This window comes from Acinetobacter sp. CWB-G5, from assembly GCF_019209785.1.
GTDB classification, from domain to species: domain Bacteria; phylum Pseudomonadota; class Gammaproteobacteria; order Pseudomonadales; family Moraxellaceae; genus Acinetobacter; species Acinetobacter johnsonii.
Genome location: NZ_JAHUTF010000007.1, coordinates 78,297 through 105,016 on the forward strand (window position 1 = coordinate 78,297; position 26,720 = coordinate 105,016).

At 40.8% G+C, this 26,720-nt stretch carries 25 protein-coding genes and 1 pseudogene; 8 read left to right on the forward strand and 18 right to left on the reverse strand.

The features are described 5' to 3' along the window. Positions 1–415: 415 nt before the first annotated feature. From KVY11_RS12000 to KVY11_RS12010, 3 genes are all read right to left on the reverse strand, one after another. A complete protein-coding gene (locus KVY11_RS12000; RefSeq protein WP_168158249.1) occupies positions 416–811 on the reverse strand; it encodes a VOC family protein in 396 nt (131 codons plus the stop codon). Positions 812–1,405: 594 nt separating this feature from the next. Beyond that, entirely contained in the window at positions 1,406–1,678 is a 273-nt protein-coding gene (locus KVY11_RS12005) for a hypothetical protein (RefSeq protein ID WP_168158250.1), read from the reverse strand. Between the two features lie 107 nt (positions 1,679–1,785). Continuing rightward, positions 1,786–2,484, reverse strand: coding sequence for a hypothetical protein (locus KVY11_RS12010; protein WP_218289072.1), 699 nt, complete (start codon positions 2,482–2,484; stop codon positions 1,786–1,788). 213 nt (positions 2,485–2,697) lie between these two features. On the opposite strand from KVY11_RS12010, the gene KVY11_RS12015 reads away from it, so the two are divergent. After that, entirely contained in the window at positions 2,698–3,051 is a 354-nt protein-coding gene (locus KVY11_RS12015; RefSeq protein ID WP_218289073.1) for a hypothetical protein, read from the forward strand. 81 nt (positions 3,052–3,132) lie between these two features. On the opposite strand, the gene KVY11_RS12020 is transcribed toward KVY11_RS12015, so the two are convergent. The 6 genes and pseudogenes from KVY11_RS12020 to acnD all read right to left on the reverse strand — a co-directional run bounded on the left by KVY11_RS12020 (position 3,133) and on the right by acnD (position 8,998). After that, complete coding sequence (locus KVY11_RS12020) at positions 3,133–3,339, reverse strand: hypothetical protein (RefSeq protein ID WP_218289074.1); 207 nt, start codon at positions 3,337–3,339, stop codon at positions 3,133–3,135. A 231-nt stretch (positions 3,340–3,570) separates the two neighbouring features. Beyond that, complete coding sequence (locus tag KVY11_RS12025; RefSeq protein WP_218289075.1) at positions 3,571–4,146, reverse strand: DUF4126 domain-containing protein; 576 nt, start codon at positions 4,144–4,146, stop codon at positions 3,571–3,573. A 117-nt stretch (positions 4,147–4,263) separates the two neighbouring features. Then, on the reverse strand, positions 4,264–4,407 hold the full coding sequence (locus KVY11_RS12030; protein ID WP_004695201.1) for a zinc ribbon-containing protein: 144 nt from the start codon (positions 4,405–4,407) through the stop codon (positions 4,264–4,266). A gap of 340 nt (positions 4,408–4,747) precedes the next feature. Beyond that, positions 4,748–4,893: pseudogene (locus KVY11_RS12035) on the reverse strand (zinc ribbon-containing protein). Between the two features lie 204 nt (positions 4,894–5,097). Continuing rightward, positions 5,098–6,246, reverse strand: a complete 1,149-nt coding sequence (locus KVY11_RS12040) for a PD-(D/E)XK nuclease family protein (protein WP_218289076.1) — start codon at positions 6,244–6,246, stop codon at positions 5,098–5,100. A gap of 145 nt (positions 6,247–6,391) precedes the next feature. Next, the gene (gene acnD / locus KVY11_RS12045; protein WP_218289077.1) at positions 6,392–8,998 is read right to left on the reverse strand and encodes a Fe/S-dependent 2-methylisocitrate dehydratase AcnD; all 2,607 of its coding nucleotides are present in this window, start codon (positions 8,996–8,998) and stop codon (positions 6,392–6,394) included. A gap of 261 nt (positions 8,999–9,259) precedes the next feature. Here acnD and KVY11_RS12050 point away from each other — a divergent pair, with 261 nt between their 5' ends. After that, positions 9,260–9,982 carry a folate-binding protein YgfZ gene (locus KVY11_RS12050; RefSeq protein ID WP_218289078.1) on the forward strand — a complete coding sequence of 241 codons (723 nt, stop codon included), beginning with the start codon at positions 9,260–9,262 and terminating at the stop codon, positions 9,980–9,982. A gap of 78 nt (positions 9,983–10,060) precedes the next feature. On the opposite strand, the gene KVY11_RS12055 is transcribed toward KVY11_RS12050, so the two are convergent. Together KVY11_RS12055 and KVY11_RS12060 are read right to left on the reverse strand one after the other, a co-directional pair. Next, positions 10,061–11,245, reverse strand: a complete 1,185-nt coding sequence (locus KVY11_RS12055) for a sorbosone dehydrogenase family protein (RefSeq protein WP_218289079.1) — start codon at positions 11,243–11,245, stop codon at positions 10,061–10,063. Between the two features lie 337 nt (positions 11,246–11,582). Then, positions 11,583–11,828, reverse strand: a complete 246-nt coding sequence (locus tag KVY11_RS12060) for a hypothetical protein (RefSeq protein WP_004695190.1) — start codon at positions 11,826–11,828, stop codon at positions 11,583–11,585. A gap of 293 nt (positions 11,829–12,121) precedes the next feature. Between KVY11_RS12060 and KVY11_RS12065 the strand changes: the two genes are divergently transcribed. Next, positions 12,122–12,928 carry a tetratricopeptide repeat protein gene (locus KVY11_RS12065; protein WP_218289080.1) on the forward strand — a complete coding sequence of 269 codons (807 nt, stop codon included), beginning with the start codon at positions 12,122–12,124 and terminating at the stop codon, positions 12,926–12,928. Positions 12,929–12,971: 43 nt separating this feature from the next. Here KVY11_RS12065 and KVY11_RS12070 read toward each other — a convergent pair whose 3' ends face one another. The 3 genes from KVY11_RS12070 to KVY11_RS12080 form a co-directional block, all read right to left on the reverse strand. Then, entirely contained in the window at positions 12,972–13,895 is a 924-nt protein-coding gene (locus tag KVY11_RS12070) for an AEC family transporter (RefSeq protein WP_183175216.1), read from the reverse strand. Between the two features lie 109 nt (positions 13,896–14,004). Next, positions 14,005–15,120, reverse strand: a complete 1,116-nt coding sequence (locus tag KVY11_RS12075; protein WP_114837220.1) for an NADH:flavin oxidoreductase/NADH oxidase — start codon at positions 15,118–15,120, stop codon at positions 14,005–14,007. 108 nt (positions 15,121–15,228) lie between these two features. Then, positions 15,229–16,509, reverse strand: coding sequence for a carbohydrate porin (locus KVY11_RS12080; protein ID WP_218289081.1), 1,281 nt, complete (start codon positions 16,507–16,509; stop codon positions 15,229–15,231). Between the two features lie 353 nt (positions 16,510–16,862). On the opposite strand from KVY11_RS12080, the gene mutM reads away from it, so the two are divergent. Both mutM and KVY11_RS12090 read left to right on the forward strand, forming a co-directional pair. Beyond that, positions 16,863–17,717 (forward strand): bifunctional DNA-formamidopyrimidine glycosylase/DNA-(apurinic or apyrimidinic site) lyase, encoded by an 855-nt coding sequence (gene mutM / locus KVY11_RS12085; RefSeq protein ID WP_218289082.1) that lies wholly within the window; start codon positions 16,863–16,865, stop codon positions 17,715–17,717. Then, positions 17,714–17,998: a peptidylprolyl isomerase gene (locus tag KVY11_RS12090; RefSeq protein ID WP_004695176.1), complete on the forward strand. Its 285-nt coding sequence runs from the start codon at positions 17,714–17,716 to the stop codon at positions 17,996–17,998. The genes mutM and KVY11_RS12090 overlap by 4 nt, the downstream gene beginning before the upstream one ends. Before the next feature lie 58 nt (positions 17,999–18,056). Here KVY11_RS12090 and KVY11_RS12095 read toward each other — a convergent pair whose 3' ends face one another. The 3 genes from KVY11_RS12095 to typA all read right to left on the reverse strand — a co-directional run bounded on the left by KVY11_RS12095 (position 18,057) and on the right by typA (position 20,986). Continuing rightward, positions 18,057–18,386, reverse strand: a complete 330-nt coding sequence (locus KVY11_RS12095; RefSeq protein WP_218289083.1) for a gamma-glutamylcyclotransferase family protein — start codon at positions 18,384–18,386, stop codon at positions 18,057–18,059. Positions 18,387–18,513: 127 nt separating this feature from the next. Then, the gene (gene mscL, locus KVY11_RS12100; protein WP_168158264.1) at positions 18,514–18,948 is read right to left on the reverse strand and encodes a large conductance mechanosensitive channel protein MscL; all 435 of its coding nucleotides are present in this window, start codon (positions 18,946–18,948) and stop codon (positions 18,514–18,516) included. Positions 18,949–19,147: 199 nt separating this feature from the next. Continuing rightward, positions 19,148–20,986, reverse strand: a complete 1,839-nt coding sequence (typA, locus tag KVY11_RS12105; protein WP_087528277.1) for a translational GTPase TypA — start codon at positions 20,984–20,986, stop codon at positions 19,148–19,150. 171 nt (positions 20,987–21,157) lie between these two features. On the opposite strand from typA, the gene KVY11_RS12110 reads away from it, so the two are divergent. The 3 genes from KVY11_RS12110 to KVY11_RS12120 all read left to right on the forward strand — a co-directional run bounded on the left by KVY11_RS12110 (position 21,158) and on the right by KVY11_RS12120 (position 25,094). Beyond that, positions 21,158–22,528 carry a uracil-xanthine permease family protein gene (locus KVY11_RS12110; RefSeq protein ID WP_125280288.1) on the forward strand — a complete coding sequence of 457 codons (1,371 nt, stop codon included), beginning with the start codon at positions 21,158–21,160 and terminating at the stop codon, positions 22,526–22,528. A gap of 67 nt (positions 22,529–22,595) precedes the next feature. Next, positions 22,596–23,621, forward strand: a complete 1,026-nt coding sequence (locus KVY11_RS12115; protein ID WP_159153311.1) for a class I SAM-dependent methyltransferase — start codon at positions 22,596–22,598, stop codon at positions 23,619–23,621. A 9-nt stretch (positions 23,622–23,630) separates the two neighbouring features. Beyond that, on the forward strand, positions 23,631–25,094 hold the full coding sequence (locus KVY11_RS12120; RefSeq protein ID WP_010327438.1) for an amino acid permease: 1,464 nt from the start codon (positions 23,631–23,633) through the stop codon (positions 25,092–25,094). A 491-nt stretch (positions 25,095–25,585) separates the two neighbouring features. Here KVY11_RS12120 and omp38 read toward each other — a convergent pair whose 3' ends face one another. Continuing rightward, positions 25,586–26,596: an outer membrane protein Omp38 gene (omp38, locus tag KVY11_RS12125; RefSeq protein ID WP_004983121.1), complete on the reverse strand. Its 1,011-nt coding sequence runs from the start codon at positions 26,594–26,596 to the stop codon at positions 25,586–25,588. Positions 26,597–26,720: the final 124 nt, after the last annotated feature.

Genomic DNA, 26,720 nt, shown 5'->3' on the forward strand with positions numbered 1-26,720 from the left:
TTTTTTTGATTTATATTTTATTCGAGTTCAAATTTTTTAGGGTGTCTGGGAAAACATGTTGTTTACTTCAACTATCATAACTTTGTAAGTGATGATCTTATAGCCTATAAACTTTTGATTTATAGCGTCCTAAGCCGAATCAAGACCTTTTGGGTAAGTACTACTCACGCGTTTTGCGCCACTGGTAGCATGCTACTCTTTTCGATCCCGTCACACCCTTGAGATATAATTTAACAATCCAAGGGCGGGATTGTTTCCCGAAGATAAAGTCTTTTTGGCTATTTTTGGAAAAAAATCTTGGCTTTCAGGTTATCTAAAAAATATTTTCCCAAATGCAGCGTATTTGTGATTTTTTTCTCACATAAAAGCGCTTTTCTCAGGATTTTATTTCTTTACTGCATCACAGATGAGAAAATCAACTTCCTGCACAGACCTGCATCAACTGAATGAGATTCCCACAGGTATCATCAAAGACTGCAACTTTGACTTTTCCGGCCCGCATCGGTTCACTGGTAAAGCGCACCCCTAAGTTTTTGAGTCGCTCATATTCCGCATCAAGGTCATCCACTTGAAAAGAAGTATAGGGAATCAGGTCTGCTTTAATTGCAGCTTTAAACGGCTGTGCCGCGGGATGTGCATCAGGCTCCAATAGCAGTTCAACACCCTCTGGACTTTCGGGTGAAACCAAGGTTAGCCAACGATAATCACCCACAGGTACATCATGTTTGATTTTAAAACCGAGTTTTTCTGTATAAAACTGACAGGCTTTTTCTTGGCTATCGACCATGATGCTGGTGACATATATTTTCATTGTTGTTCCATATTTTTTATCAGACTTTTAATGGTTATAGCAGAACTCTAAGCGTTCCAATGTTATCAAATCGCAATTTTTTTAAAGCCGTTTTCGCAAACCAAAGCGCCAATTTGTTTTGGCACAGTTAGAGCAAATATTTGGATAAATTCGGGGCAATATAGATGCTTAAAATGGAAGAAAATATTTGAATGGACGTGTCTTTTATCGTGTTGTTTTTATCATGTTGTTTCTAGGGATCAGGAGATAACTTCAACGATTAAAACTGGGTAAGTTCTAAACTTTTGCCTATAAATGGATAATCTATAGCGTCCTAAGCCGAATCGAGACCTTGTGGGTAAGTACGACGCTGATCTGATAGATAACGAGTCGCAAACTACTCTTTTCGATTCCTGTGCCCTTAAACGCTATATTAAGCAAATTGGTGCGGGATGAATTTCCGAAGATTGGCTGATTTCAAGCAATGATGAAAAATATTTCCCTAAACACAACTAGATTTGATAAAAACATTCATAATGACACTTGAATCATCTATTTCATCGCATAAAAACAGGCTTCTATCATTTTTTTTACAACACCATAATTTCAGAATGCTTAAGTCCCCATATAACCTTGCAGCCACGTTGCAATAAACCACCACAAACTGATCGCGGACATACCACAGAGTAAGTTAGCTAAAACTTTCTGCAGATTACTCAGCTGAGACAAATAGATTTTTCGGTTAATTACATACGCAACCACAGCTAAGGCTCCACCGATTGCACCACCAATCATCACTAAAAACAAAGGCCAGCCTGCCATCAAATGGGCAGCTGTACTCAGCTTAGGTTTCTCTTCAACACTCAAGGCCAGTTCTTTACTTTCCATCGCTTTCCCCTATACATGATCAAGCAGTCATGTGACTGCTGCCTCAGACTCACGTCACTCATAAAAGTGCATTTTTGAAATATAAGTTAGCAAAAACTAAGCCAATACTATTCAAAACTCAGATCATCGATGTCTTGAATTTTGCTCAAATACAGCGGAGCAACATTCACTTTGCTCCATGTTTCTTTAAATTTAGGGTCACTATCCGGGTCTTTGTTGAGATTTTCTCTGACCAGCTTCTTAGCGGTGAGAAAATTGACACTGGTTTCGCTGTTCACATAAGGGCCGAAATTATCGGAGCTGTCATAGCCAATCAAGCGCATATCACGCCCCTCTAAACGGAACTGATAGGCCCAATATCCATAACGGCCATGGGCATAATGTAGTTTTAACAGGCCTTTTTCGATAGAGGACACCAACTCAGGCGCAAAGTACACACCGCCATCTTCATTTTCTGAAGAAAACAGTGACAAGTTCTGAACGACTTTTTGGTAGTGCCCTTTGGTATTCAACAGCACAATCACACCACGGCGGTTGCGGTCTAGTTTTCCGCGGTATTCATCGGTGACCCACTGTTTCGGATCTGTACCTTTGATGATTAAAACCACATCTTTTAAGCCATCTTTGTTTAAGTCCCCTTGCAGGACCTCAAACACCGTATATTTTGTCGGAAGGTAAGCATTATACTGGCTGGTGGCTTTTTGTCGCTGAACGTCCTCTGCGCTTAAGTTTTCAGCACACAGATTGGCGGAGATACCCAACATTGCAGCGAACATTAGAGAAGTTTGAATGAACTGATTTTTCATAGTTTTGTTAATTTTTTTAAATAAAGTAGGGAAAAGAGCGCGCTAACGAATGCTTAATTTTGGCATCTGTGCTTCAGCTTAGCATTTATCAGAAGCCTATTTGTAGAATGCTCTACAATTAAAAACAGATGACTGTGTCAGTGTCATATTTTGGTTGCTGCCGTTGAAAACTTTCAGCTAAAGTAACGAAAGACCATTCAAATACGTTTCATCATGAAAACCAAAACTACCCTATTGATGCTATGCCTTGCGCTTTCCCTCAGTGCATGCAAAGTGTTAAAAACACATATCGTCAAAGTCACCAGCTCAACTGAAACACAGCCAAATGAAGTGTTGTTAAAAACCACCAAAGGCTATGTGTACTTATCGACACAGAATATGACAGAAAAACAGAAGCACATTCTAAAAAACCTGCGTCCTTTTCAGTGCTTAGAAATTAAAACACCTGAACAGTTTGCTATGCAAAACAGAATGGTTCGATTTTCTGACTTTAAAATTCGCGCTTTAGTCGAAGCTGACCGAGAGTGTCGAAAAATTAAGGTCACGACCCGAATTGAAATTCATTAATGTTGTAATGCTTAAAAAATAGAGCATCCATATCTAACAATGAAAAGCTCTGCATAATTTGCAGAGCTTTTTTGTTTTTGATTATTTGAAACAACACTTGTCACAACCTTCGACTTTTTCTCTGGGCCAGTTCATTCTTGCCCGTTTATAAGCCAGCTGATAATTGGCAAAATAACCAATCAGAATTTGATCCTCCGAGCTGGGTAAGTCTGCACAGCCTAAGGATGCATTATGAATATGATGGATGCCTTTTTCACTAGGCTGTTCATTTACAATAAATTTTATCATTTACAGTTCCCCGAATAATTTTTATAAAGTTCAACTACAAACAAAGCCATACAAAAAGTATGTATTTATAAAATTAAACAGATAGCGTATGAAAATCAATCATTATTTTAAAAGTTAAACTGGCCTTTAAGTCATATCAACATAGAGGATTTGATGCCCATATAAGGAAAAATTAGCCACTTTATTTTTAAAATTTAGAGATCCAGCAACGCCAAAATAAAACGCCCGAGACTATAAAGGTGTGCTGATACTTTCTTGTTTTTTATGTTTAAACCAACGCACGGCCCAGATCGCCAAAATAATGCCCACAATCACCACCAAGACTGGAACCAGTAGTGAAAGCACGGACAGTAAAACGGCTCCGACCCACTCCACTGTAGACACCAGTGGGTTGGCAACACCGCCTGTCGTTGCGGTTGAAACCCCACGGACAGCAACGGTACTCATTTGCACGGCGCCTGCTGTACCGCCACCGACAATGATTGCAGCGGCCCAACTGGCAAACTGCGACATTTCCCCGCTACTGACTGCCATAGTGGTGAGTGTTCCTGCGACCATCGCGGCTGGCGTTGCGATGGTGTCTAAAGCGTTGTCGACCCATGGTATGTAATAGGCTGCGATTTCACAGACAGTTGCAATAGCTAAGGCGATACATACCGATGGCATGCTTAACCATTCAAAACCTTGCATGGGTTCGAACCAACCCAGAATAGATGCAAGGCTCATGACCAAGAGTGGGACAAAGACACGAAAGCCACAGGCCGCACTTAAGCCAATACCGATACAAAGTCCTAATATGGTTTCCATGTGCTTTTCCTATGTGGCCTAAGTTGGATGTTCTTATCTTTTTTATAACTTAGCAAAAAGCCCTATCGGGTGATAGGGCTTTTCTTTAAAACAGTGGGTAACTGTTAAATCTTTGGCTTAGGCATTCTTATTGTTAAATTGATTGCCTTGGCATTTGGTACACGGGGGTAAACGATCTGTACCAATTTCTAAGTAGACGCGGTGTCCGCATTGAACACAAAAATAGAAGCCTGTTCCAGGTTTTTCGCCAGCAGTAACCATTTTTGTTCTCCATATGTTTAGAAAATGGTCTTACTAGTATATGCATTTTATGATGGATGTCTATTGATCATTTTGACAAATGATGACGTCATAAATGTAAGAAATGATGTATTTCAAAAATAGCTAAGCTAAATAAAATTTAGTCATGAAAGTGCTGTCAGTAGCTTATATTGTTGTCTCTAGAGCATTGAATCATAAGTGCATTCGTTTAGGCTGAGATACATTTGAGTCATGGTATCAGTGCTAACCGCTTCCAAAACCTTTCTTCCAGCAAATAAAAAGCCCTATCTAATGACAGGGCTTGATTTAAAACAATGGATAACTGTTTGCAGTGTGCCGCTTAGGCAATCTTGTTGTTAAATTGATGGCCAAGGCATTTGGCACACGGGGGGGTAAACGATCTGTACCAATTTCTAAGTAGACACGATGTCCGCATTGAACACAAAAATAGAAGCCTGTTCCAGGTTTTTCGCCAGCAGTAACCATTTTTGTTCTCCATAGGTTTTAGAAATGGTATCCCTAGTACATGCCTTTTATGATGAATATCTATTGATCATTTCCACAAGTGATGATGACGTTTGGACCACGAAGGTGACAAATAGCAATAAAAAACTTTCAATTCATTAAAATAACTATAAACAATGACTAACCTAATGCCGATACATCTACCTAATTTATTCTATTTATAAGTTAACCATTTTTTAAACTAATATTTTCTATTTTTTCAACATAGCTATCTATTTTTTTGGCAATTGCTAGAGGGTCAAACTCAGTATGATTCCACTTCATTAATATAGCTTCATTAGCAAATATCTGGTCGACTTTTTCAGAGGATGAAATTAATCTAGATCCTTTTAAACGTTCGATAATATCTTCCTGTACATAGTATTTTTCACGTCTATTATCATGCATAGCTATCGATAAAAATATTCCTTGAGCAATTACATTTAGGACGACATAAATTTCACTTCCATTAAATACCTTTTTTATAGTTGACGAATACACGTAGTACCCTTTGTATGCCCATTCCTTTTGATTATTTTTCTCACTTTTATTCTGAACAAAATATTTTTCTTTACATTGTGTATGACCCAAGATTTCTTCTAAATATCCATTTGCAATATCAAACATATATTTCTGCTGTTCTTGTATTTGATCTAATTGCTGATAATGTTCAGCAATAAACTTAAAAAACTCTTCTTTATCTTCGTTTAACTTAGTGTTTGACATATGTTCGATAGCCTCTATGTAATCCTGAACAAAATAATAACTTTTATTTTTATCTTGACTACTTACATTATTTGATAGCTTATTTTTTAAATTTTTGCAGAACTGGGCATGACTTACAAATATGAAATTTTTAGGAATATTTTTAGGTTTATTTATTCCCATAATAATAAAAACATTATTACCACTATGACCATTTTTATTATTATATGCAGTTTTTGCATATTGTTGATAGAGTTCAAAAGGGTTATTTAAAATATGTGAAATCTTATTTTCAATAATCAATGTATATTCTTGTAAATGTACAACAATATCAATAAATCCTTTGTGATCGAACTTTTTTGAAGTCGTGTAAACTTCTGATAAACACTCCAATGTTACAGGCTGATGCTTAAATTTAATATTCGCTTCTTCCAGTAAAGCAACAATTGCTAAGTTTCCAATCCCGTGTTCTTCATAACTATTAAATAAAAACTCTAACATTCGAGAACTTACATTTTCATAACGACTCACATCCAATCGTTCAAACATAGATTTTTTTTTATCATAAGATATTCGCTGTAATACTTTTAAATCTTGAGAAAATTGCTCTAAGTCTATATTTTTTTCCATTCATATCTCTATTAAAAAACCCCACTTAAAAGTAGGGTATTTTTACAACAATTTCAAGGACTTTAATCTCCCCTAGCCCCTCTTTTTAAAGAGGGGAACTCCCTCCTTTTTCAAAGGAGGGTTGGGGAGGATTTAAAGAATTAAATCACGCCACATTCCCTTCCAAGAAATCTTGCGCAAAGCGTTGTAATACACCACCCGCTTCATATACAGACACTTCTTCTTCAGTATCTAGGCGACAGGTTACAGGCACTTCAACGGTTTCACTCTTACCATCTTCCGTCGCACGCTCAATCACTAAAGTTAACGTCGAACGTGGTGCGATATTACCAATCACGCTATACAGTTCAGTACCATCTAAACCTAAAGTTTTACGGTCAGTTCCTGCTTTAAACTCAAGCGGTAACACGCCCATACCCACCAAGTTAGTACGGTGAATACGCTCAAAACCTTCCGCCACAATCGCTTCAACACCTGCAAGACGCACACCTTTTGCAGCCCAGTCACGGCTAGAACCCTGACCATAGTCCTTACCAGCAATAATGATAAGTGGTTGCTTACGATTCATATAAGTTTCAATCGCTTCCCACATACGCATCACTTCGCCTTCAGGCTCAACACGTGCTTTCGAACCTTGCTTGATCGTACCGTCCGCACGAACCACCATTTCATTAAACAATTTCGGGTTCGCAAACGTTGCACGCTGTGCGGTTAAGTGGTCACCACGGTGCGTTGCATAGGAGTTAAAGTCTTCCTCAGGCACACCCATTTTATGCAGATATTCACCCGCTGCCGAATCCATCATAATGGCATTCGATGGTGATAAATGATCTGTAGTGATGTTGTCAGGCAAGATGGCAAGCGGACGCATATTTGCCAATGTACGTGGTGCAGCCAAAGCCCCTTCCCAATACGGTGGACGACGGATATAGGTACTTTGTGGACGCCAGTCATACAGTGGGCTTTCCGATTTTTCCGCCACACCCAAATCAAACATTGGAATGTAGACTTTACGGAACTGTTCAGGTTTCACTGCTTCTTTGACCAGCGCATCAATTTCTTCATCTGACGGCCAAATGTCTTTTAAGTAAATTGGATTACCGTCTTTATCATTACCTAATGCATCTTTTTCAATATCAAAGCGGATCGTTCCTGCAATCGCATAGGCTACAACCAGCGGAGGAGATGCCAAGAATGCTTGTTTTGCGTATGGATGGATACGACCATCGAAGTTACGATTCCCTGACAATACTGCGGTTGCATACAAGTCACGGTCAATAATTTCTTGTTGCAGTTTAGGGTCTAAAGCACCTGACATACCGTTACAGGTGGTACATGCATACGCCACGATACCAAAACCGAGTTTTTCTAAGTCATCCAACACACCTGCTTCTTCAAGGTATAAAGCAGCAGCTTTAGAACCTGGTGCAAAAGAAGATTTCACCCAAGGTTTACGTGTTAAACCCAATTCATTGGCTTTACGTGCCAATAGACCTGCTGCAACCGTGTTACGTGGGTTTGATGTATTAGTACACGAAGTAATGGCAGCAATAATCACAGCACCATCAGGCATTAAGCCATCGGTACGATTTTCAACAACACCCGCAATGCCTTTTTCTTTTAAATCAGCCGTAGAAACACGAGCATGTGGGTTTGATGGGCCTGCAATATTACGTGTTACCGTTGAAAGATCAAAACGCAATACACGTGGATATTCTGCTTGTTTCATCTCTGATGCCCAAAGACCAATTTCTTTGGCATAGGTTTCAACCAGTTTCACTTGCTCAGCTTCACGACCTGTCAGGGTTAAATAATCAATCGTGTTTTGGTCAATATAGAACATTGCCGCAGTTGCGCCATATTCAGGGGTCATATTGGAAATCGTAGCACGATCACCTACGGACATACTGTCTGCACCTTCGCCAAAAAACTCCAGATACGCACCAACGACACGCTCTTTACGCAAGAACTCAGTCAATGCTAAAACAATATCCGTTGCAGTAATCCCCGCTTGACGTTGTCCAACAAATTCAACCCCGATAATGTCTGGAAGACGCATCCAAGACGCACGACCGAGCATCACATTTTCAGCTTCGAGTCCTCCGACACCAATCGAAATCACACCGAGTGCATCGGTATGAGGTGTGTGTGAATCTGTACCGACACAAGTATCTGGGAATGCCACACCTTCACGACTTTGCACCACTGGAGACATTTTCTCCAAGTTGATTTGGTGCATGATGCCGTTACCCGCAGGGATCACATCGACATTTTCAAAAGCGGTCTTAGTCCATTCGATGAAATGGAAACGGTCTTCATTACGACGGTCTTCAATGGCGCGATTTTTCTCAAATGCATCTGGGTCAAAACCACCGTATTCCACAGCTAAAGAGTGATCGACAATCAACTGTGTTGGCACCACAGGATTCACTTTGGATGGGTCACCGCCTTGGTCTGCAATCGCATCACGTAAACCTGCAAGGTCAACCAATGCCGTTTGTCCAAGGATGTCATGGCAGACGACGCGAGCTGGATACCAAGGGAAATCGTGATCTTGTTTTGAGAAAATCAGTTCTTTTAGTGACTGCTCCAAAATGGCAGGATCACAACGACGCACTAACTGTTCAGCCAATACTTTTGAGGTGTATGGAAGTTTTGCATAAGCGCCTGGCTGAATCTGTTCAACGGCTTCTCGCACATCAAAGTATTCTAGCTGGGTGCCTTGCAGTGGTTTGCGGTGATTATTGTTCATAGCGTTCCTGCCTTTGGTGTTTCATTTTTCTTCACTGTCTTTACTAGACAATTCATCTTTGTCTGCTAGGCATACTACACTGTCGAAAACCCATTTCCCAAATCGTTTATATTTCATAAACTTAGATATAAAAATAGGGGTTTTTGAAATATTTAGTTACATTAACTTTTAAATATTTACTCTAAATATGATTTTTTCTGAAAAATAGCGGAAAATAGCCCTAATTCTTTAGTATTAGATTTTAAGGTAGGCGAGCAATTCATGAGCGATCTAGCTTTCTCCTCTTTCACTTTAATTGGTGTAGATGCACTCAAATTTTTACAAGGTCAAGTGACGGTCAACGTTGAAGCTTTAGCTGAAAATACAACGCAATACACCGCCATTTGTGACTTGAAAGGCCGTATTCACTTCGGTTTGTGGCTGACAAAACGTAACCCTGAACATTTTGAAATTGTTACCACACAAGACCAGTCGGAAGAGTTTGCTAAACACATTAAAAAGTTTGGTGCTTTCTCTAAAATGAAACTTGAACCTATGGGTTCAGTTTTCCCAACCTTCACGCAAGACCGCACTACCTTCTCTGCTGAGCCTACCGATATTGCAGCATGGCAAGTGCAAGCCATTACTCATGGTGAAGCGTATATCGACCAAGCCATTGAGCATGTGTTTCAACCTCAAGAGCTACGTTTACACCAACGTGCTGGCGTGCACTATGACAAAGGGTGTTACTTGGGTCAGGAAGTGATTGCGCGTTTATGGTTTAAAGCAAAACCAAAAGCGTGGTTGCATTTAATTCAGGGTACAGGCAGTGCACCTGCTCAAGCTGAACAGTTGAATAAAGGTATTCAAGTGGTGAATAGCACTGCGATTGATGGCGGTTATGTCGCGTTGGTGGTGGCACGTCCTGAGTCTTTGAGTGAACTGGATGTGACAGTTTTAGACTTACCAGAAAGCTTAAATGGTGATGTAGCAAGACCGCAGTAAGACTTTAAATTTTATGCTGTTATGATAAATGAGCCTCTAAAACTTATTCTTGGTTTTGGAGGCTTTTTTAACTTAGAGCTATGAAGGCTCTTTTTTCCTCACATAATAAACCACACCACCCTTATCATCTGAAAAATAAAAGGAATTTGCATCAATACGGTAAATATCCGCAGGTCGACCATACACATTTTTACCCACTAAAAAACCATCCATAAAGGTTTCAAGTTTTTTCCCTTTACGCATAATCACAATTTTATAACCATGACCAATCGTGGCATCCGTAGAACCATGCAGAGCCACTAAAAAAGAATTTTTAATCGTTTCATCCGTATTTGGATGATCAAAATAGTCAAAGCCTAGTGCAGATGAATGTGATGGGAAATAAGCATAAGGAGGCGGTACATTTTTACATCCTGTTGGACGTTTAAATTTTGGGTCTGCAATAATTTTACCATTCGACGAATAACAAGATGGCCAACCATAATCTGCATCACGCTTGAGTGCATAAAAAGTTTCATCAGGTTTATGTTTACCCAAATGATCCGCACCTTGATTGGTGGCAAATAAAAATTTACCCACCCATTTCAAACCGACGGCATTACGCAAACCTGTGGCATAAATCTTTTGTTCAGAACCATCGGGGTTCATTTCTAAAACTGTCGCTCTAACTTTCTCTTTCTCGGTACAAGCATTACAACTTGAGCCGACTGAAACATAAATTTTCCCGTTTCCACCTACGGCAATGGTTCGTGTTAGATGCCAGCCACCATATTTATAACTTAAACCATAATCAGGAAAAGTCGCTAAAACTTCGGTTTTGTCCGTGGGTTTAATTTCACCTTGGGTGAATTTTCGTCGGGTGAGCTGATGCGTTTCAGCCAAATATAACCAGTCTTGCCCTGAAGAATCGGTATAAAACTGGACTGAATTTGGATTCTTCAAACCTGTCATATAAGGAATTATTTTGCCGAATTTTCCCGTTTCAGCATTCCATTCATCCAAAATATAAACGATGCCTTTATTATTGTCGGTCAAATCGTGCATATCTGTGACAAACATTCTCCCATCAGGTGCTTTGCTAAAAAAACGAACACGTTTTAAGCCCTCAGCCGCAGGAATGATGACGTAATTTTCTGGCAGATTGAGAGAAAAGCGCTTCCCATTTTTCAAGCTGATTTGATGAGGCACAAGATTTGGCTGCCCTGCTAAAACTGCCATTGAACCAACTAAACATATGAATAAGATTGAGAATATTTTTATCATTTTAGAGACGTCTCGATTCATCTTATGAAATACAGCATCTTTTTTATAGGATATAACTTGAATGATGAGCAGATAGTCAAACGCTTTTGCTAGAAAAGCGTATAAGCTATTCATATACAAATTATTATTTTATATTATCTTTTAGCCTGACCACTGCAAGTATCTTTGCAGTGGTTAAATCCATTCACACTCGTTCTGCAGCTATAAACAGAACATAAAAAATATTGCTTTAACTCTATAGTAAGCATCAGTACTTGGGTAAAAGGCTCATCCAAGGACTTAAACTATTTTTAGAGCCTTATTTAATAGTTCACTCATCTTCAATGAAGATTAAACATCAAAAATCATGAAACAGCTTATTCATGTCTTTGCAGAGATAGTCTTTAAATGAAAAATCTCGTGCATGTTTAGCATCAAATTTTGCAGTCACACCATCTTTTTCAAAGATATATACACGGTCATCTTTGCTCACTAAAAACTCACCACCCAATTTCATCAATAAGGCATCAATTTTTTCGCCATCTGGAATCGACTCATCGGCCAAAACTTTTAAATAATTTCGCTTAATTGACTTAATAAACATGCTGAACTCACTACTCATTTTCAGCGCTATTTAAACAGAATCTAAGCCAGAATCCTAATAAAACCCGAAGCTCATCAGCTACAAATACCAATAACACATTTCAGTTTTTTCCACCCTACAGCACGCAGTTTGTATTGGAAAAATATATACCGATCAATACAATCAACGGAAATTTGTAAGAACAAGACACAATTCAGATATTTACATTCACACAATTCAACTTATGATGTGAAATGACTCAAAACAAATACACACATAGATGGACTTATGTGTAAGAAAAAGGTTTATAAAACATGAAGAAAATCGTACTTGCAAGCTTAATTGCACTCACTAGCCAGCTTGCACTTGCAGCCACCACTCAAGATACCATTAACCCCGAATTTGCCAAGATAGAGGAAATGGTCAAAGCCAACAATATGACGGGGGCATATCAGGCTTTAGAAAAACTGGCAAAGTCTGGCAACTCACAAGCCATGTATAACTTGGCTTATTTGACTCAGACTGGCCAAGGCACAACGAAGAATGAGAAGAAAGCCATTCAGCTCTATCAAGATGCTGCAAACAAAGGCTACCCTGTTGCGCATTATGTGCTTGCGAAAAACTATGTCACGGGTACTTTAGGCTTGCCTCAAGACATTAACAAAGCCAAACAACACTTTGAAGCCGCATCTAAACTAGGCTTTGATGATGCAACCGTTGAATATGCCGTGCTGTTATTTTCTGAAAATAAGCCAGAGTCTGAAAAGTTAGCCCTTAAGAAACTTGAGCCTTTGGTGAAAAAAGGTAACTATCAAGCCATTCATGCACAAGCTTTATATGACATCAGCACAGGCTTTAAAAATAAACAAGAAGCACCCATTCAAAAAGGCCTCAACAGCATTCAAGACTTAGCCAAAAAAGGTTACATTCCTGCCCTGATGGCCGTAGGCAATATGTTTGCCAATGGCAATATCATTCCGCAGAACTTACCTGAAGCGAAGAAAATTTTTACCGCTTTAGCTAAAGAAAATGTGCCACAAGCGAAAGAATCATTAGCGCAGGTTGAAACCATGATGGCGAATCAAGCTAAGTCCCCTGCAACAGCTGCGGTCAAAAAATAAATCTCTTCTTCAAAAAAAATACTCTCAATTGAGAGTATTTTTTTCACCACCAAAGACCAATCAAGACACTGACCACCACAAAACTCAATAACGTGCTGATCATCAATGGGGTGAGTGCTTTTTCATTTAAGCCATACACTTGCCCAAAAATTCCAAATAGAGACGGCATCGGTAAAGCCGCAATCAAGGTCCCTGCATAAATCATCTTTGGGTCCAATTCAGTCAAATAGGTCAACCCTAAATAAACCAAGAGTGGCATACAAATATTTTTAGATACCACCAGATAAATGGTTTGTAAGTTAAACGATTGAATGGTTAGCCCAACCATTCCCCCACCAATAATAAAGAGCGCTAAAGGTGCAGCGGTCTGACCTAACATCGCAAATACTTGGTCGATTAAATGTGGAATTTGAAGTTCAAAAATCGCACAACTCATGCCAAGCATCACCGACAAAAACAGTGGATTTTTAAGTAGCGTAAGAAATGTAGTTTTTAAAATGGAGGCTAAATTGGCTTGTCTTTGTCGCCCTATTTCTGCCAGAGTGAGCATCAGCGGTACAAGAAATACACTTTCAATGATAACCACCAATGAAATATAAATCATCGCTTCACTTCCCATCAGCAGCGTCAAAATCGCTGCTCCCAATAACCCCGTATTGGACATGGATGCACCCAGTGAAAAAACTGCAGCATGGGTAAAGTGATTCTTAAATAGCTTTTGACCTAAAATAAAAGCCGTAATAAATAAGCCAAAGGTCACAGCTGCATAAACATAAAAATAAGAGGGATACCAAATTTCATGCAAATCTTTTGAAGCTAAGGCATGCAACAATAAAGCAGGTAACGCAATTTTGATGACAAAAGCACTGATTGCAGTCATTTGCTCTTTAGCGAGCAACTGAATTTTGACAGAGGCAAAACCAAGGAAGAGCAGGAAAAATACTGGAAAAATTACCGAAAAAATCATTCAAGCTGTTCCTTTTCCAGATGATGGCAGTAAAGACCTATCCTAGGATACACCTTTACTCAGTTGAAATATTTTATAAGACCAATGGCGAAGCAAAACACTTATGCGATTAGAACGCAGAAAACAAATCTTTGATCCCATGTGGCTGACACCGTAAATACTGCGGTGCGATAGAGACTTTCCCACCCAGTTCTGCGGCTGCATGCCACGGCCATCGTGGGTCATACAACATGGCGCGCGCCAGACCAATTGCATCGGCTTCTTGCGCCTCCAAAATATGTTCAGCCTGCTTGGCTTCTGTAATCAATCCCACCGCAATGACTGGAATTTTCACCGCTTGTTTCACTGCGTGGGCAAAAGGCACTTGATATTTGGCCTTAATCTGAATGTCTTGCTCCACATGCAAGCCACCACTTGAAACATGAATATAAGCCGCACCGAGTTGCTCCAACGCTTTCGATAGCCCCACTGTTGAATCAATATCCCAACTTTCTGTTGCGGTCGACTCCATCCAGTCGGTCGCAGATAAACGTATACCTACGGGATAATTTTCAGGAACAGCTTGTTTAATGGCTTGGAAGACCTCTAAGGTAAATCGAATGCGGTTTTCAAAACTTCCGCCATATTCATCAGTCCGTCGGTTCGACAGCGGTGACATAAACTGATGCAACAAATAACCATGGGCTGCATGTAGTTCGATCAGCTCAAAACCTGCATCTACTGCACGTACTGCAGCACTGGCAAAGTCATCAATGATGTCTTGCATCTCCGGCACACTCAAAGCATGGGGTGCATGCTCTTCAGGCTTAAAGGGGACATCACTGGCAGACACCGTTTGCCAACCATGCGGTTCATTCGGTTTGATCTGACCTTTTCCCGACCAAGGACGATCGGTCGATGCTTTACGTCCCGCATGTGCCAGTTGAATGGCAAAAGGCATTGGAGAGAGTGTTTTGACTTTTTGAAGTAAGGCTTTCATTTGTGCACGTTGCAAATCATTCCACAGTCCTAAATCCGCAAAACTGATCCTTCCTACCGCTTGTACGGCTGTCGCTTCAACAATACATAAGCCTGCACCTGACAAAGCATAATTGGCCCATTGTTGCTCATGCCAATAGCTCAGCTCACCCGCATCATTGGCTGAATATTGGCACATCGGTGCAATCACGATTTTATTTGTTAAGTTTAGATCCCCAAATTGAATGGGTTGAAATAATAATGGCATCACAGCTCTCCCTGTACTCACTATGATCTATAACAAATAAAGTGCCTTGCATTCAACGCTAAAAGTGCAAATCTGCTGTCAAACCTTTGCACTTTTATGGCTATCCATTTAGAAAATAATACGGCTTCCGAGCCCCAAGACCAGTGCATTATCCACCACATGGCTTGAACCTGAGTTGACCACATACTGAATGTTGGGACGTAACATTAACCACGGCGTAGCGTTATAGCTATAGTTCAGTTCAATATTGTATTCCGCGCTCGCATCATACTGTGCTTTCCCCGCAGTGAATCGCTCATTCAGATGTACACGATTCACCCCCAAACCTAAAATATCCGTCGGATGCTGCTCAAATACCCCAATATATTTCAGCCCCACTTGTTGTGAGTTATCTACTTTATTGGTGATGCGATCATGCCATGTAAAATTGGCAAAACTATGCAAACCTTGGCGCCCTGCACCCGTTGAAGTTAGTTGCTGTTCGATGGCAATCCAACCTGCAAACGTCCGGTCTTCGCCAACCACACCTTTGCCATAAGCCACGTCATATTGGTTATTCGGATCATCTGCGGTGTTATATATCCCACCGACCCGATAACTCCCCGCCAAACCATTGAATAGTGCTTTCGGTGTCCAAATCACTTCTACTGGAATAGTCACACCGTCGGCATGTTCTGTGTCTAGGCTCCAACCTTGTCCCTCGGCTTTGCCATTGCCATTATCTGGATTGAATTCATAAACACCCACTTGAGTTGCCACTTCAGGGGTCAGTTGATACTTAATGCGACCACCCCATTGTGAAACCGGCGTATTCATCCAGATATTGCCCTGCCATTTCCCCATTTGCGCGGCACAAAAGGCATTACTGACAAAATCACACGCCATCACATCAAAGTCAGAACCCAAACCCAGTCGCCCAACTTTGACACTGAGCCCTTGTTCTTTAAAACGTTTTTCAATTGAAAGCTCTGACAAACGGCTGTCTTGGTTTCCACGGCCATAGGTGGCTTGTACATTGGCTAATTGCGGTGCAGAAGGATCTTGTAAATCGCGAATTGAGGTACTTTGTCCTTGACGGGCAGTCGCAACAAAACGAACGGTGACCCCTTCCCAGCCCGCTAGCTTCTCTAAATCAAATTGTGTACCTAGCCAAAACTGTGAAGCGGTATTTGGGCTTGCACCTGCATTATGCCCGCCATCCGCCAAATAGTTGGTATCTGTTAAAGCATTAGCTTCAAACTTAATGCCTTTTTGCGCCAATTCAGTTCGTTTTCCCTGCCAGTCACCAAACAAATACTGACCATGTACATCCAACATCTGCTCCGCATGACTCACTGTCGCCCAGGCACACATTGCAGTTGCAAATAAAGAGAAAGAAAACTGTCGCATAAAACCTAAGCCCCAAACTAAAATGAAGAACAATCCATTTCATTTAAATGAAAAATTTAATGAAAAGTACATAATTTTTAAACAAAGATCTCAGCAAAATTTTTATCATTAAGTCAAAAAAAAGTTATCAATATCGTCCACAGCTATAAATAGAAGATTGGATTTGGGTGATTCATAGCAGTTTTCACTCAATTCAAGAGTGTAATTTAAGGAGGAGGATTCCTGATCACCACAAACAATCCCGCACTTTTGCTTTGTGCAAATGCGCTAAAAGCAAGCCTCTGACTGAAATCACTTGCAATCTCGCGTGTACACCGCAATATTAGCCTCAAGTTTTATCAGCTCATGTTGCCATGCCAGAATTACCCGAAGTTGAAACCACCAAAGCCAGTTTAGCGCCGTTATTAGATCAACAAGTACTCAGTGTTGAAGTTCGCCAGTCGAGCCTGCGCTGGCCGATTCCCGCCGATCTCAGCAAACTGGTGGGACAGCGTTTAATTCAACTCAAACGCCGTTCTAAATACATTTTGGCCGTTTTTGAACAAGACACGATGCTTTGGCATTTGGGCATGTCAGGGAGTTTCCGTATTTGTGAGGTGGGTGAAACCCTGCGTAAACACGATCATTTGATTATTCGTTTTGAAGATGTCGAGCTACGCTACCATGATCCGCGCCGCTTCGGCTGTATTTTATGGCTGGATGAATATTCGCAAACCAAGTTAATCGATACCCTTGGGCCTGAACCGCTGAGTGCTGATTTTAACGCTGAATATTTAAGTCAAAAGTTAAAAAGCAAACAGGTCGGCATAAAAGTTGCAGTCATGGATAACCATGTGGTGGTTGGTGTCGGAAATATCTATGCCACAGAGAGTTTGTTTAATTTGGGCATACACCCTGCGCAAGTGGCGTCTAGTTTAACACCCAGCCAAATTGAAAAATTGGTGGTCGAGATTAAACGTATTTTGCAGCAGGCCATCGATTTAGGTGGTTCTACCCTGCGGGACTATTCCAACGCAATGGGTGAAAATGGTTACTTTCAACAAACCTTATTGGCTTATGGTCGAGCAGGTGAAATGTGTGTGAACTGCGAAACCACACTTGAAAACATCAAACTAGGACAGCGTGCTTCTGTATTTTGTCCCGAATGCCAACCGCTGAAAAAAGTGCAACCTAAGCCCAAAACCACAGCTCGAGGAAAAACCAAATGAAAACTGCCATTGTTCGTCATATTTTGGTCAAAGACAAAGACCTCGCTGAACAACTGAAAAAGAAAATCCACGATGGCGCCGATTTCGCCAAAATTGCCAAGCAATATTCCACCTGTAATTCAGCTAAGCGCGGTGGTGAACTGGGTGAAGTCAAAAAAGGCCAACTGGTGCCTGTGATTGATAAATTGGTCTTTAGTGCAGCTGAAAAAGTACTACATGGCCCCATCAAAAGCCAATTTGGTTTTCATTTACTAGAAATTAAATTCCGTATGGATTTTTAAAAGGCTATGCGGTGTGTGATGTGTTTACGTCTAAGCACATCACGAACGCTGTATTTGATTAAGCCTCTTTCATCTCATATGTCCAAGCATCAACGCGTTCGCCAGATTCCAGCGTCCCTTGTACCCTCACCCGTCGATACTGTATCCCTTCAAATTCATCCAACGCATCCCAATGTTCGGCCAATTTTTCACTAATAAAAAAATATCCTTCAACCGCTGCTGCTTGTGGGTCTAAGACGATGGCGAATAAGCCTTTGTCGGGTCCCCAATCCAAAATATGCACTACGCCATGCACATAGCCTTTTTGCCATGTTCCACCTATGCGCTCTAAAAGATGGGCATTTTCATGATTTGGACGAAGTGTCCCATAGACAAATAATTGGTTCATTCGGCATCACCACCGCTATTCAATCAGCGCGCATCATAAAACCAAAACTGTATAAAAACCAGTCTTTGGATAAGACACAGACATAAAAAACGGCACTTAATGTGCCGTTTTATTTTTACCTATTCAATTACTGACGTTTTTTCAATTCATCACGAATTTCACGTAGCAACTCAATATCTTCTGGCGTTGCTGCTGGTGCTGGCGCTGCTTCTTCTTGTTTACGGCGCATACGATTGATCATTTTCACCATTAAGAACACCACCCATGCCAAAATGATGAAATTAATTAAAATCGTAAGGAAGTTACCATAAGTCAGGACGTTCACCCCAGCTTTGGTCAACTCATCTAAAGACTGTAAATTATTTGGGTTATCCCCCAAAACAAAGAATTTCTGTGTGAAGTCTACACCACCACCAGTCACCACCGTGATCAACGGCATAATGATGTCTTTCACCAAGGAATCGACAATTTTACCAAATGCACCACCGATGATCACACCGACAGCCAAATCAACCATGTTACCTTTTACCGCAAATTCGCGAAACTCTTGAACAATACTCATCTAAATCTCCAGTTATTTTTTGACTTTAATTTATGTGACGAAGTATACATTAATTTTATAGCTTCATTTCCACGTAATTTACTCGGAAATCATCTGCTTTTATATATTGGTTTGCTAATTTTAAACAAAAAATGCCATCAATTAATTGATGGCATTTTTAAATGTCGCTGCCCCGCATGAGGCAACATCATTTTAAAACTTATTTACCAGAACGGTTACGTTTACGTTCATTTTCAGTCAACCAGCGTTTACGGATACGGATTGACTTAGGTGTCACTTCAACTAATTCATCATCTTCAATGAATTCAAGCGCTTGTTCAAGCGTATATTCAACAGCAGGAACAAGAGTCAACGCATCATCAGTACCAGAAGCACGTACGTTTGTTAACTGTTTTGCTTTAGTTGGGTTAACTGTCATGTCATCTGAACGAGAGTTAATACCAATGATCATACCTTCGTAAACTTCTAACTGAGGTTTAGCAAATAGACGACCACGGTCTTGCAATGTGAACAATGCATAGCCAAGGCAAGTACCTTGAACCATAGAAATCAACACACCGTTTTGACGTTTCGCAACAGTACCTTGTTTCATTGGACCGTAGTGTGAGAAGCTTGAAGTCATGATTCCTGTACCAGAAGTCATGGTCAAGAATTCTGAACGGAAGCCAATTAAGCCACGTGAAGGAACAGTTGCTTCAATACGGATACGGCCTTTACCGTCAACTTCCATATTCGTCATTTCGCCTTTACGATGACCCATTTGTTCCATTACAGAACCTTGGTGCTGTTCTTCAACGTCAAATGTTACGTTTTCGTATGGCTCTTGCTTTTCGCCATCAACTTCTTTCAAGATTACTTGTGGGCGAGATACGCCCATCTCAAAGCCTTCACGACGCATGTTTTCAATAAGAACTGAAAGGTGAAGTTCACCACGACCTGATACTTTAAAGCTATCAGGACTATCAGTATCTTCAACACGAAGCGCAACGTTGTGAATTAATTCGCGGTCTAAACGTTCACGGATATTACGTGAAGTAACAAATTTACCTTCTTTACCCGCAAACGGAGAGTTGTTTACTTGGAAAGTCATGGTTACTGTAGGTTCATCTACAGACAATGCTGGTAAAGCTTCAACATTTTTCGGATCACAAATGGTGTCAGAAATATGAAGTTCATCAATACCTGTGATACACACGATATCGCCTGCTTGAGCAGATTCAACATCAACACGTTCTAAACCATGGTAACCCATGATTTTTAAGATACGACCGTTACGTGTCTTACCGTCTTTATCAATCACAGTTACTGGTGTGTTTAATTTTACAGAACCACGTTGAATACGACCAACACCGATAACACCTACGAAGCTGTTATAGTCAAGTGAAGAAATCTGCATTTGGAATGGACCATCAACATCAACTGCTGGTGGCTCAACAATGTCTACGATGGTTTGGAACAATGGAGTCATATCTTCAGCAAGTTCTTCTGGAGATGGACCAGCAACACCACGAAGACCTGAAGCGTAAACAACTGGGAAGTCTAACTGCTCGTCAGAACCACCTAAGTTATCAAACAAATCAAACACTTGATCAATAACCCAATCTGGACGCGCGCTTGGCTTGTCGACTTTGTTGATAATTACGATTGGCTTCAAACCACGTGCGAACGCTTTTTGCGTTACGAAACGAGTTTGTGGCATTGGGCCTTCTTGAGAGTCAACAAGAAGAAGTACACAGTCAACCATCGACATTACACGTTCAACTTCACCACCGAAGTCTGCGTGTCCTGGGGTGTCGACGATGTTAATACGGTATTCTGTATTGGTACGTGCATCTAACCATTTGATTGCAGTGTTTTTTGCAAGAATGGTAATACCACGTTCACTTTCAATCGCGCCTGAATCCATGACACGCTCAATCTCGCCTGCACGATCGCCAAGTGCACCTGATTGCTGTAAAAGTTTGTCTACTAGAGTGGTTTTACCGTGGTCAACGTGCGCAATGATGGCAATGTTGCGGAGAGTTTTGATATCTGACATGTAAATTCGATACGCCTAAAGTTTGAGGGCAAATTATACAGAAAAATAATAGAATTTAGTAGTGACAGTTTATTGACAGACTCATTTTTTTTGATAAGTGGTGTGTAATTAATTTTGTAAAGCTGTGTAAAGCGATTAGAATAGCGCCACCTTGCTAACACCCTTTGACATATGTCTGATCAGAAACTCTCTCCCAATCAAACAGATCAACTCGATTTGGTCTATGGTTTAAACGACCGCCCTCGCCCAATCATTGCTTTTCTTGCTGCCTTTCAACATCTCCTTGCAATTATTGTCCCAATTGTTACTCCGGGCTTACTTATCTGCCTAGCGCTTGGTGTGTCGAAAGAAGACACCAACATGATTTTATCCATGTCTTTGGTCATCTCAGGGATTGCAACCTTCTTACAATGTAAAAAAGTTGGACCTTTCGGTGCAGGTTTATTGATTGTTCAGGGCACCAGTTTTAACTTTATCGGCCCGATTATTGGAATCGGCTCTGCCATGGTTGCTGCAGGTACTCCAGTAGAATCCGTCATGGCTGCAATTTTTGGTGTGGTAATCGCAGGTTCATTTATTGAAATGGGCGTGTCACGTATTCTGCCTTGGGTGAAAATGTTAATTACCCCATTGGTAACAGGCATTGTGGTGTTATTGATTGGTTTGACCCTCATTAAAGAAGGTCTGATCAGCATGGGTGGTGGCTATCAAGCCATGTCAAACAATACCTTTGCCAATGCAGACAACCTAATCATGTCGTGTACGGTTTTAGGCTTAATTATCTTGTTGAATCGCATCCGTATTACATGGGTAAAAAGTTCTGCTATCTTAATTGCCTTAATTGCAGGGTACACTCTTGCAGGCTTTATGGGGCATCTGGATTTTTCAGGTTTAAAAGATGCGCCTTTAGTACAAGTCCCGACGCCAATGCATTTTGGACTAAGCTTCTCTTGGAGCTTGTTTATTCCAATGGCCTTCATCTATTTAGTGACGTCTTTAGAAGCAATTGGTGATATCACCGCGACTTCAAAACTCTCCAACCAACCTGTCGATGGTGCCACTTGGATGGAACGTATTAAAGGCGGTGTCTTGGTGAATGGTGCAAACTCTTTCCTTGCTGGTATTTTCAATACCTTTCCTAGTTCGGTCTTTGCACAAAATAATGGCGTGATTCAGCTTACTGGTGTTGCGAGCCGTTATGTCGGCATCTGGATTGCCGCATTATTGGTGATTCTAGGTTTACTCCCTGCTGTTGCAGGTGTGATTCAGGCGGTCCCTCAAGCTGTTTTAGGTGGCGCTGTAATGGTGATGTTCGGTGCTGTAGCAGCTTCTGGAATTAACATTCTGTCAGGTATTCATCTTGACCGCCGCGCACTACTGATTATTGCCATTTCATTGGCACTCGGTTTAGGTGTTGCACAAGTTCCACAAATTTTGGAACATTTACCAGAATTATTCCGTAATATCTTTAGCTCAGGTGTTGCGACAGGTGGTATTGCAGCCTTGTTATTAAATATTATTCTTCCTGAAACGAAGAAATAATTGTTCATTTCAGTATGCACTTTGCCCAGCACTGTCTGGGCATCGTTTTTACAATGGAGTATATAAAATGGATCCACGAAGTGAAGTTGTTCTTCGCCAGCAGGAATTTCTCTCTGGTTCAGTTTTACTGGTCAATGCACCGTGTGACGAATTAAACACACAGCTAATTGGTACTGTAGAACCACATTTTTGGACATGGAATCTTAACGAATTACAATATTTTGAGGCTCAACAAAGCTCGGTACATTTTGGCACAGATTTGCCTGATGCCGCTTTTGATCAAGCCATTGTTTTTGTTCCAAAATCAAAAGAACTACTTAACTATGTGCTACACCAACTGGTCAGTCGTTTGGCCGTAGGCGCATCGATCTTTTTAGTTGGTGAAAAGAAAGGTGGTGTAGAACGCGCGTCTAAACAGCTACAACCTTTTGGTAAAACCCTCAAATTAGACAGTGCTCGACATTGTCAAATGTGGCAACTGGTCACCGAAAAAACCGTAACGGCAAAACCTTTGGCCGATTGGGCACAACACTACACTGTACCAACCCCGAAAGGTGAATTACAGATTTGCGCATTACCGGGTGTATTTAGTCAAAATCGTCTGGACGTGGGTACAGCCGTGTTATTGCCTCATCTTTCACAGGTCACTTCTGGAAAAATTGCAGACTTTGGCTGTGGTGCAGGCGTGATCAGTGCTTATTTAGCCAAGTTAAATCCGAAAAATCGCATTTTTGCACTCGATGTCGATGCCTTTGCATTAGCTTCAACAAAAATGACTTTTGAGAAAAATAACCTTTTACCAGAACAACTTGAGATTAAAGCGGTACACGGAATTGAGGATGCTCCTCTGTTTTTACACGCAATCGTCAGTAACCCCCCATTCCATCAAGGCATTCATACAGATTACAATGCCAGCGAAAATTTATGCAAAACATCCCGTCGCCATCTTAAATCGGATGGCGAGTTGTGGATTGTTGCCAACCGCTTTCTGAATTATCCATTACTCATTGAGCAAAGTTTTGGCCAATGTACAACCAAAGCCGATCAACAAGGCTTTAAAGTGCTGTTTGCCAGCACACAAAAGAAATCTTAAGGAACAATGATGAGCGAAATGACTCAACCAGCTCAACTCAAGCGGAAGCTTGGAGCTCGCCATCTGAATATGATCGCCATTGGTGGTTCAATTGGTACAGGTTTATTCCTTGCCTCAGGTGCAACCATTGCAAATGCTGGCCCTGGCGGGGCGTTATTGGCCTACTGCTTAATTGGTGTGATGATTTACTTTCTCATGACCAGTCTGGGTGAGTTGGCAACACACAACCCAACATCCGGTGCATTTTTCACCTATGGCACCAAGTATGTTGAAGGTGGTTTTGGTTTCGCCCTTGGCTGGAACTATTGGTATAACTGGGCCATTACGGTTGCATTTGAATTGGTTGCAGTCCAATTCATTATGAAATTCTGGTTTCCCGATCTGCCCGGTTTCTACTGGAGTGCTCTCTTCTTAGCTGTTGTCTTTGGGATCAATGCACTGACAGTCAAAGGCTTTGGTGAAAGTGAGTTCTTCTTCTCCTTGGTTAAAGTCCTTGCCATCATTGTGTTTATCATCATTGGTATTTTCATGATTGGTAAAATCATGATGACGCCTGGTGTCGCAACTTTTGCCAACTGGACCAAAGGTGAAGCACCCTTCGTTGGTGGCTTATCGGCACTGATTGGTGTCGCGATGATTGCAGGGTTCTCGTTCCAAGGTACCGAAATGGTCGGTGTTGCTGCAGGTGAATCGAAGGATCCACAAAAGACGATCCCGATTGCCATCAAACAGATTTTTTGGCGCATCCTACTGTTTTATGTGGTGTGTATTTTCATTATCGGTACACTCATTTCATATGATGATCCACTTTTGTTACAAGCGGCTTCATCGGAGAATATTGCACTCTCTCCATTTACCTTACTCTATGAAAAAGCTGGTTTTGCCTTTGCTGCCAGTGTTATGAATGCCGTGATTTTAACCGCGATTCTATCGGCAGGTAATTCAGGGATGTATTCATCGACGCGTATGCTGTTCAATATGGCCCAAAATGGCAGTGCACCTAAACTGTTTGCCAAATTAGACCCACGCGGCGTACCCATGAATGCACTTTATGCGACAACTGCAATTGCTGCACTTTGCTTCTTAACTACTTTCATTGGCGAAGAACAGGTCTTTAATTGGCTGCTCAACATGTCGGGTATGTGTGGCTTTATTGTTTGGTTAGGGATTGCTGTTTCACACTATCGTTTCCGTAAAGGATATGTTGCCCAAGGGCATAAGGTTGAAGACTTAGCTTATCGTGCAAAATTCTTCCCCTTTGCCCCTTGGTTTGCCTTTATCCTGTGCGCCATTGTTGTTTTAGGTCAAAACTACCAAGCGGTACTTGATGGCGAATGGCTCTCTGTTTTATCGACCTATATTGGTATTTTCTTATTCTTGGCGATTTGGCTAGGCTATAAATGGAAATACAAAACCAAACTGGTTTCTTACCAAGAAATGGATGTCAGTCCAATGAATCCTGATCGCGAATAAAATTCTTTCATAATAAAAAACAGCCTTCGGGCTGTTTTTTATTATCTTCCATTTCATTATTTATTTTTTTACCCAAATATAACGAATTAATAACTAATGTAAATCTTAATAAGACAGCTTATTGAGTCCCGACCTCTATCAACTTATAGACACTAAATATCAAACTATAAATAATATTTCTTTGGCAAAAAAGCCTTACAGAGCTAGACAACTAGAAATACCCATTCATTCGAAAGCTAAAGCTATTATCGATGTTGTGAAGCATGAGTAAAGGAAATCCCCTGTTCATTCTTCTTAGATTTATCTTCTAAAATTAAATACTTCTAACAGTGTCTTATATCCTATGCATAAATGACCATGAACACCGTAAGTCTCAACGGCTTTTGCACTGGTTCAACCTTATTTTCATCAACACGAGTTAACATAAATTTCATTATCTAACGGCATAAAAAAACGACTCCGAAGAGTCGTTTTTTTAGTTAAAACTCAGATTATTGAGCTTGAACTGTACGGCTGCCAGAAATTGTCGCGAATACACGACGGTTCATAGCACGGCCTTCTTTAGTGTTGTTGTCAGCAATCGGTTGGTCCCAAGCGAAACCTTGAGTAGACAAACGAGCTGGATCAACGTTGTATTCGTTTACTAGAGACGATTTAACAGAGTTAGCACGAGCTAAAGATAAACGTTCGTTCAATGCACGTGGACCAGTGTTGTCTGTGTGACCTTCGATGCGAGCAGTAGCGTTTGGATATTCAACTAACTTCTCAGCAACTTTAGCGATTTCTGGCTTGTATTGGTCTTTGATGTTTGATTTGTTTGTATCAAAGAACACACGAAGTTCCATGTTAAGGTCTTCAGTTAACTCTTGTGGTTCAACTGGAGCAACTGGCTCAACTGGCGCAACTTCTACTACTGGAGCAGCAGGTTTCAAGTGACCACCAAGAACTACGTTAAGACCAGCAAGCGCTGTGTAGTTCCAGAAATCTTCATCGATGTTGTAAGTAGCACGAGCTTCAGTACGTAGAGATAAAGCATCATTCAAGCGCCAAAAAGCACCGAAACCAGCATTACCTAGAGTGCCTTCGTCATCTTTAAGACCAATATCACCTAAGTCATATTTGTAATGACCAGCACCTAATAGTACGTATGGCTTAATTTTGCTGTCGTAGTTTTTAGTAATCAAATCAGAAGTAGCGTAGAAGTTACCGTTGATTTGAGTTTGTTTGTATTCTGAGTTAGCAACAGCCGAATCAATATCACCCTTAACTTGGTTATATTCAGCTTCAAAACCTAACCAAGGAGTCAATTCAACGCCAAGTGCTGCACCAACGAATAAATCGTCTTGTAGCTCAGGACCATTTGTTAAATGATCACCACCATTGTTGTGTTTACTGTCTTGGAAAGTGTAACCAAGCATTAATGGAGTAACAGTTACGCCCGCGTTTGCAGCAGCTAAAGGAGCAGCTACGAGCATTGCTAATGCAATACGACTCATTTTCATGGATTTATCCTCCAGAGATAACAATTGTTTTTCAAGCTTAAGCTTATTTAACCATTCTGAGATAGGCTTTTTTATACCCCAGTTTTATTTTTAAGCTATTCGCAATGAATCATACAAACACTTT

What these genes read in the sequence shown, in the direction of transcription:
- KVY11_RS12000 (WP_168158249.1), bottom strand. Translation starts at nt 811, where the DNA reads ATGAAAATATATGTCACCAGCATCATGGTCGATAGCCAAGAAAAAGCC.
- KVY11_RS12005 (WP_168158250.1), bottom strand. Translation starts at nt 1,678, where the DNA reads ATGGAAAGTAAAGAACTGGCCTTGAGTGTTGAAGAGAAACCTAAGCTG.
- KVY11_RS12010 (WP_218289072.1), bottom strand. Translation starts at nt 2,484, where the DNA reads ATGAAAAATCAGTTCATTCAAACTTCTCTAATGTTCGCTGCAATGTTG.
- KVY11_RS12015 (WP_218289073.1), top strand. Translation starts at nt 2,698, where the DNA reads ATGAAAACCAAAACTACCCTATTGATGCTATGCCTTGCGCTTTCCCTC.
- KVY11_RS12020 (WP_218289074.1), bottom strand. Translation starts at nt 3,339, where the DNA reads ATGATAAAATTTATTGTAAATGAACAGCCTAGTGAAAAAGGCATCCAT.
- KVY11_RS12025 (WP_218289075.1), bottom strand. Translation starts at nt 4,146, where the DNA reads ATGGAAACCATATTAGGACTTTGTATCGGTATTGGCTTAAGTGCGGCC.
- KVY11_RS12030 (WP_004695201.1), bottom strand. Translation starts at nt 4,407, where the DNA reads ATGGTTACTGCTGGCGAAAAACCTGGAACAGGCTTCTATTTTTGTGTT.
- KVY11_RS12040 (WP_218289076.1), bottom strand. Translation starts at nt 6,246, where the DNA reads ATGGAAAAAAATATAGACTTAGAGCAATTTTCTCAAGATTTAAAAGTA.
- acnD (WP_218289077.1), bottom strand. Translation starts at nt 8,998, where the DNA reads ATGAACAATAATCACCGCAAACCACTGCAAGGCACCCAGCTAGAATAC.
- KVY11_RS12050 (WP_218289078.1), top strand. Translation starts at nt 9,260, where the DNA reads ATGAGCGATCTAGCTTTCTCCTCTTTCACTTTAATTGGTGTAGATGCA.
- KVY11_RS12055 (WP_218289079.1), bottom strand. Translation starts at nt 11,245, where the DNA reads ATGATAAAAATATTCTCAATCTTATTCATATGTTTAGTTGGTTCAATG.
- KVY11_RS12060 (WP_004695190.1), bottom strand. Translation starts at nt 11,828, where the DNA reads ATGTTTATTAAGTCAATTAAGCGAAATTATTTAAAAGTTTTGGCCGAT.
- KVY11_RS12065 (WP_218289080.1), top strand. Translation starts at nt 12,122, where the DNA reads ATGAAGAAAATCGTACTTGCAAGCTTAATTGCACTCACTAGCCAGCTT.
- KVY11_RS12070 (WP_183175216.1), bottom strand. Translation starts at nt 13,895, where the DNA reads ATGATTTTTTCGGTAATTTTTCCAGTATTTTTCCTGCTCTTCCTTGGT.
- KVY11_RS12075 (WP_114837220.1), bottom strand. Translation starts at nt 15,120, where the DNA reads ATGCCATTATTATTTCAACCCATTCAATTTGGGGATCTAAACTTAACA.
- KVY11_RS12080 (WP_218289081.1), bottom strand. Translation starts at nt 16,509, where the DNA reads ATGCGACAGTTTTCTTTCTCTTTATTTGCAACTGCAATGTGTGCCTGG.
- mutM (WP_218289082.1), top strand. Translation starts at nt 16,863, where the DNA reads ATGCCAGAATTACCCGAAGTTGAAACCACCAAAGCCAGTTTAGCGCCG.
- KVY11_RS12090 (WP_004695176.1), top strand. Translation starts at nt 17,714, where the DNA reads ATGAAAACTGCCATTGTTCGTCATATTTTGGTCAAAGACAAAGACCTC.
- KVY11_RS12095 (WP_218289083.1), bottom strand. Translation starts at nt 18,386, where the DNA reads ATGAACCAATTATTTGTCTATGGGACACTTCGTCCAAATCATGAAAAT.
- mscL (WP_168158264.1), bottom strand. Translation starts at nt 18,948, where the DNA reads ATGAGTATTGTTCAAGAGTTTCGCGAATTTGCGGTAAAAGGTAACATG.
- typA (WP_087528277.1), bottom strand. Translation starts at nt 20,986, where the DNA reads ATGTCAGATATCAAAACTCTCCGCAACATTGCCATCATTGCGCACGTT.
- KVY11_RS12110 (WP_125280288.1), top strand. Translation starts at nt 21,158, where the DNA reads ATGTCTGATCAGAAACTCTCTCCCAATCAAACAGATCAACTCGATTTG.
- KVY11_RS12115 (WP_159153311.1), top strand. Translation starts at nt 22,596, where the DNA reads ATGGATCCACGAAGTGAAGTTGTTCTTCGCCAGCAGGAATTTCTCTCT.
- KVY11_RS12120 (WP_010327438.1), top strand. Translation starts at nt 23,631, where the DNA reads ATGAGCGAAATGACTCAACCAGCTCAACTCAAGCGGAAGCTTGGAGCT.
- omp38 (WP_004983121.1), bottom strand. Translation starts at nt 26,596, where the DNA reads ATGAAAATGAGTCGTATTGCATTAGCAATGCTCGTAGCTGCTCCTTTA.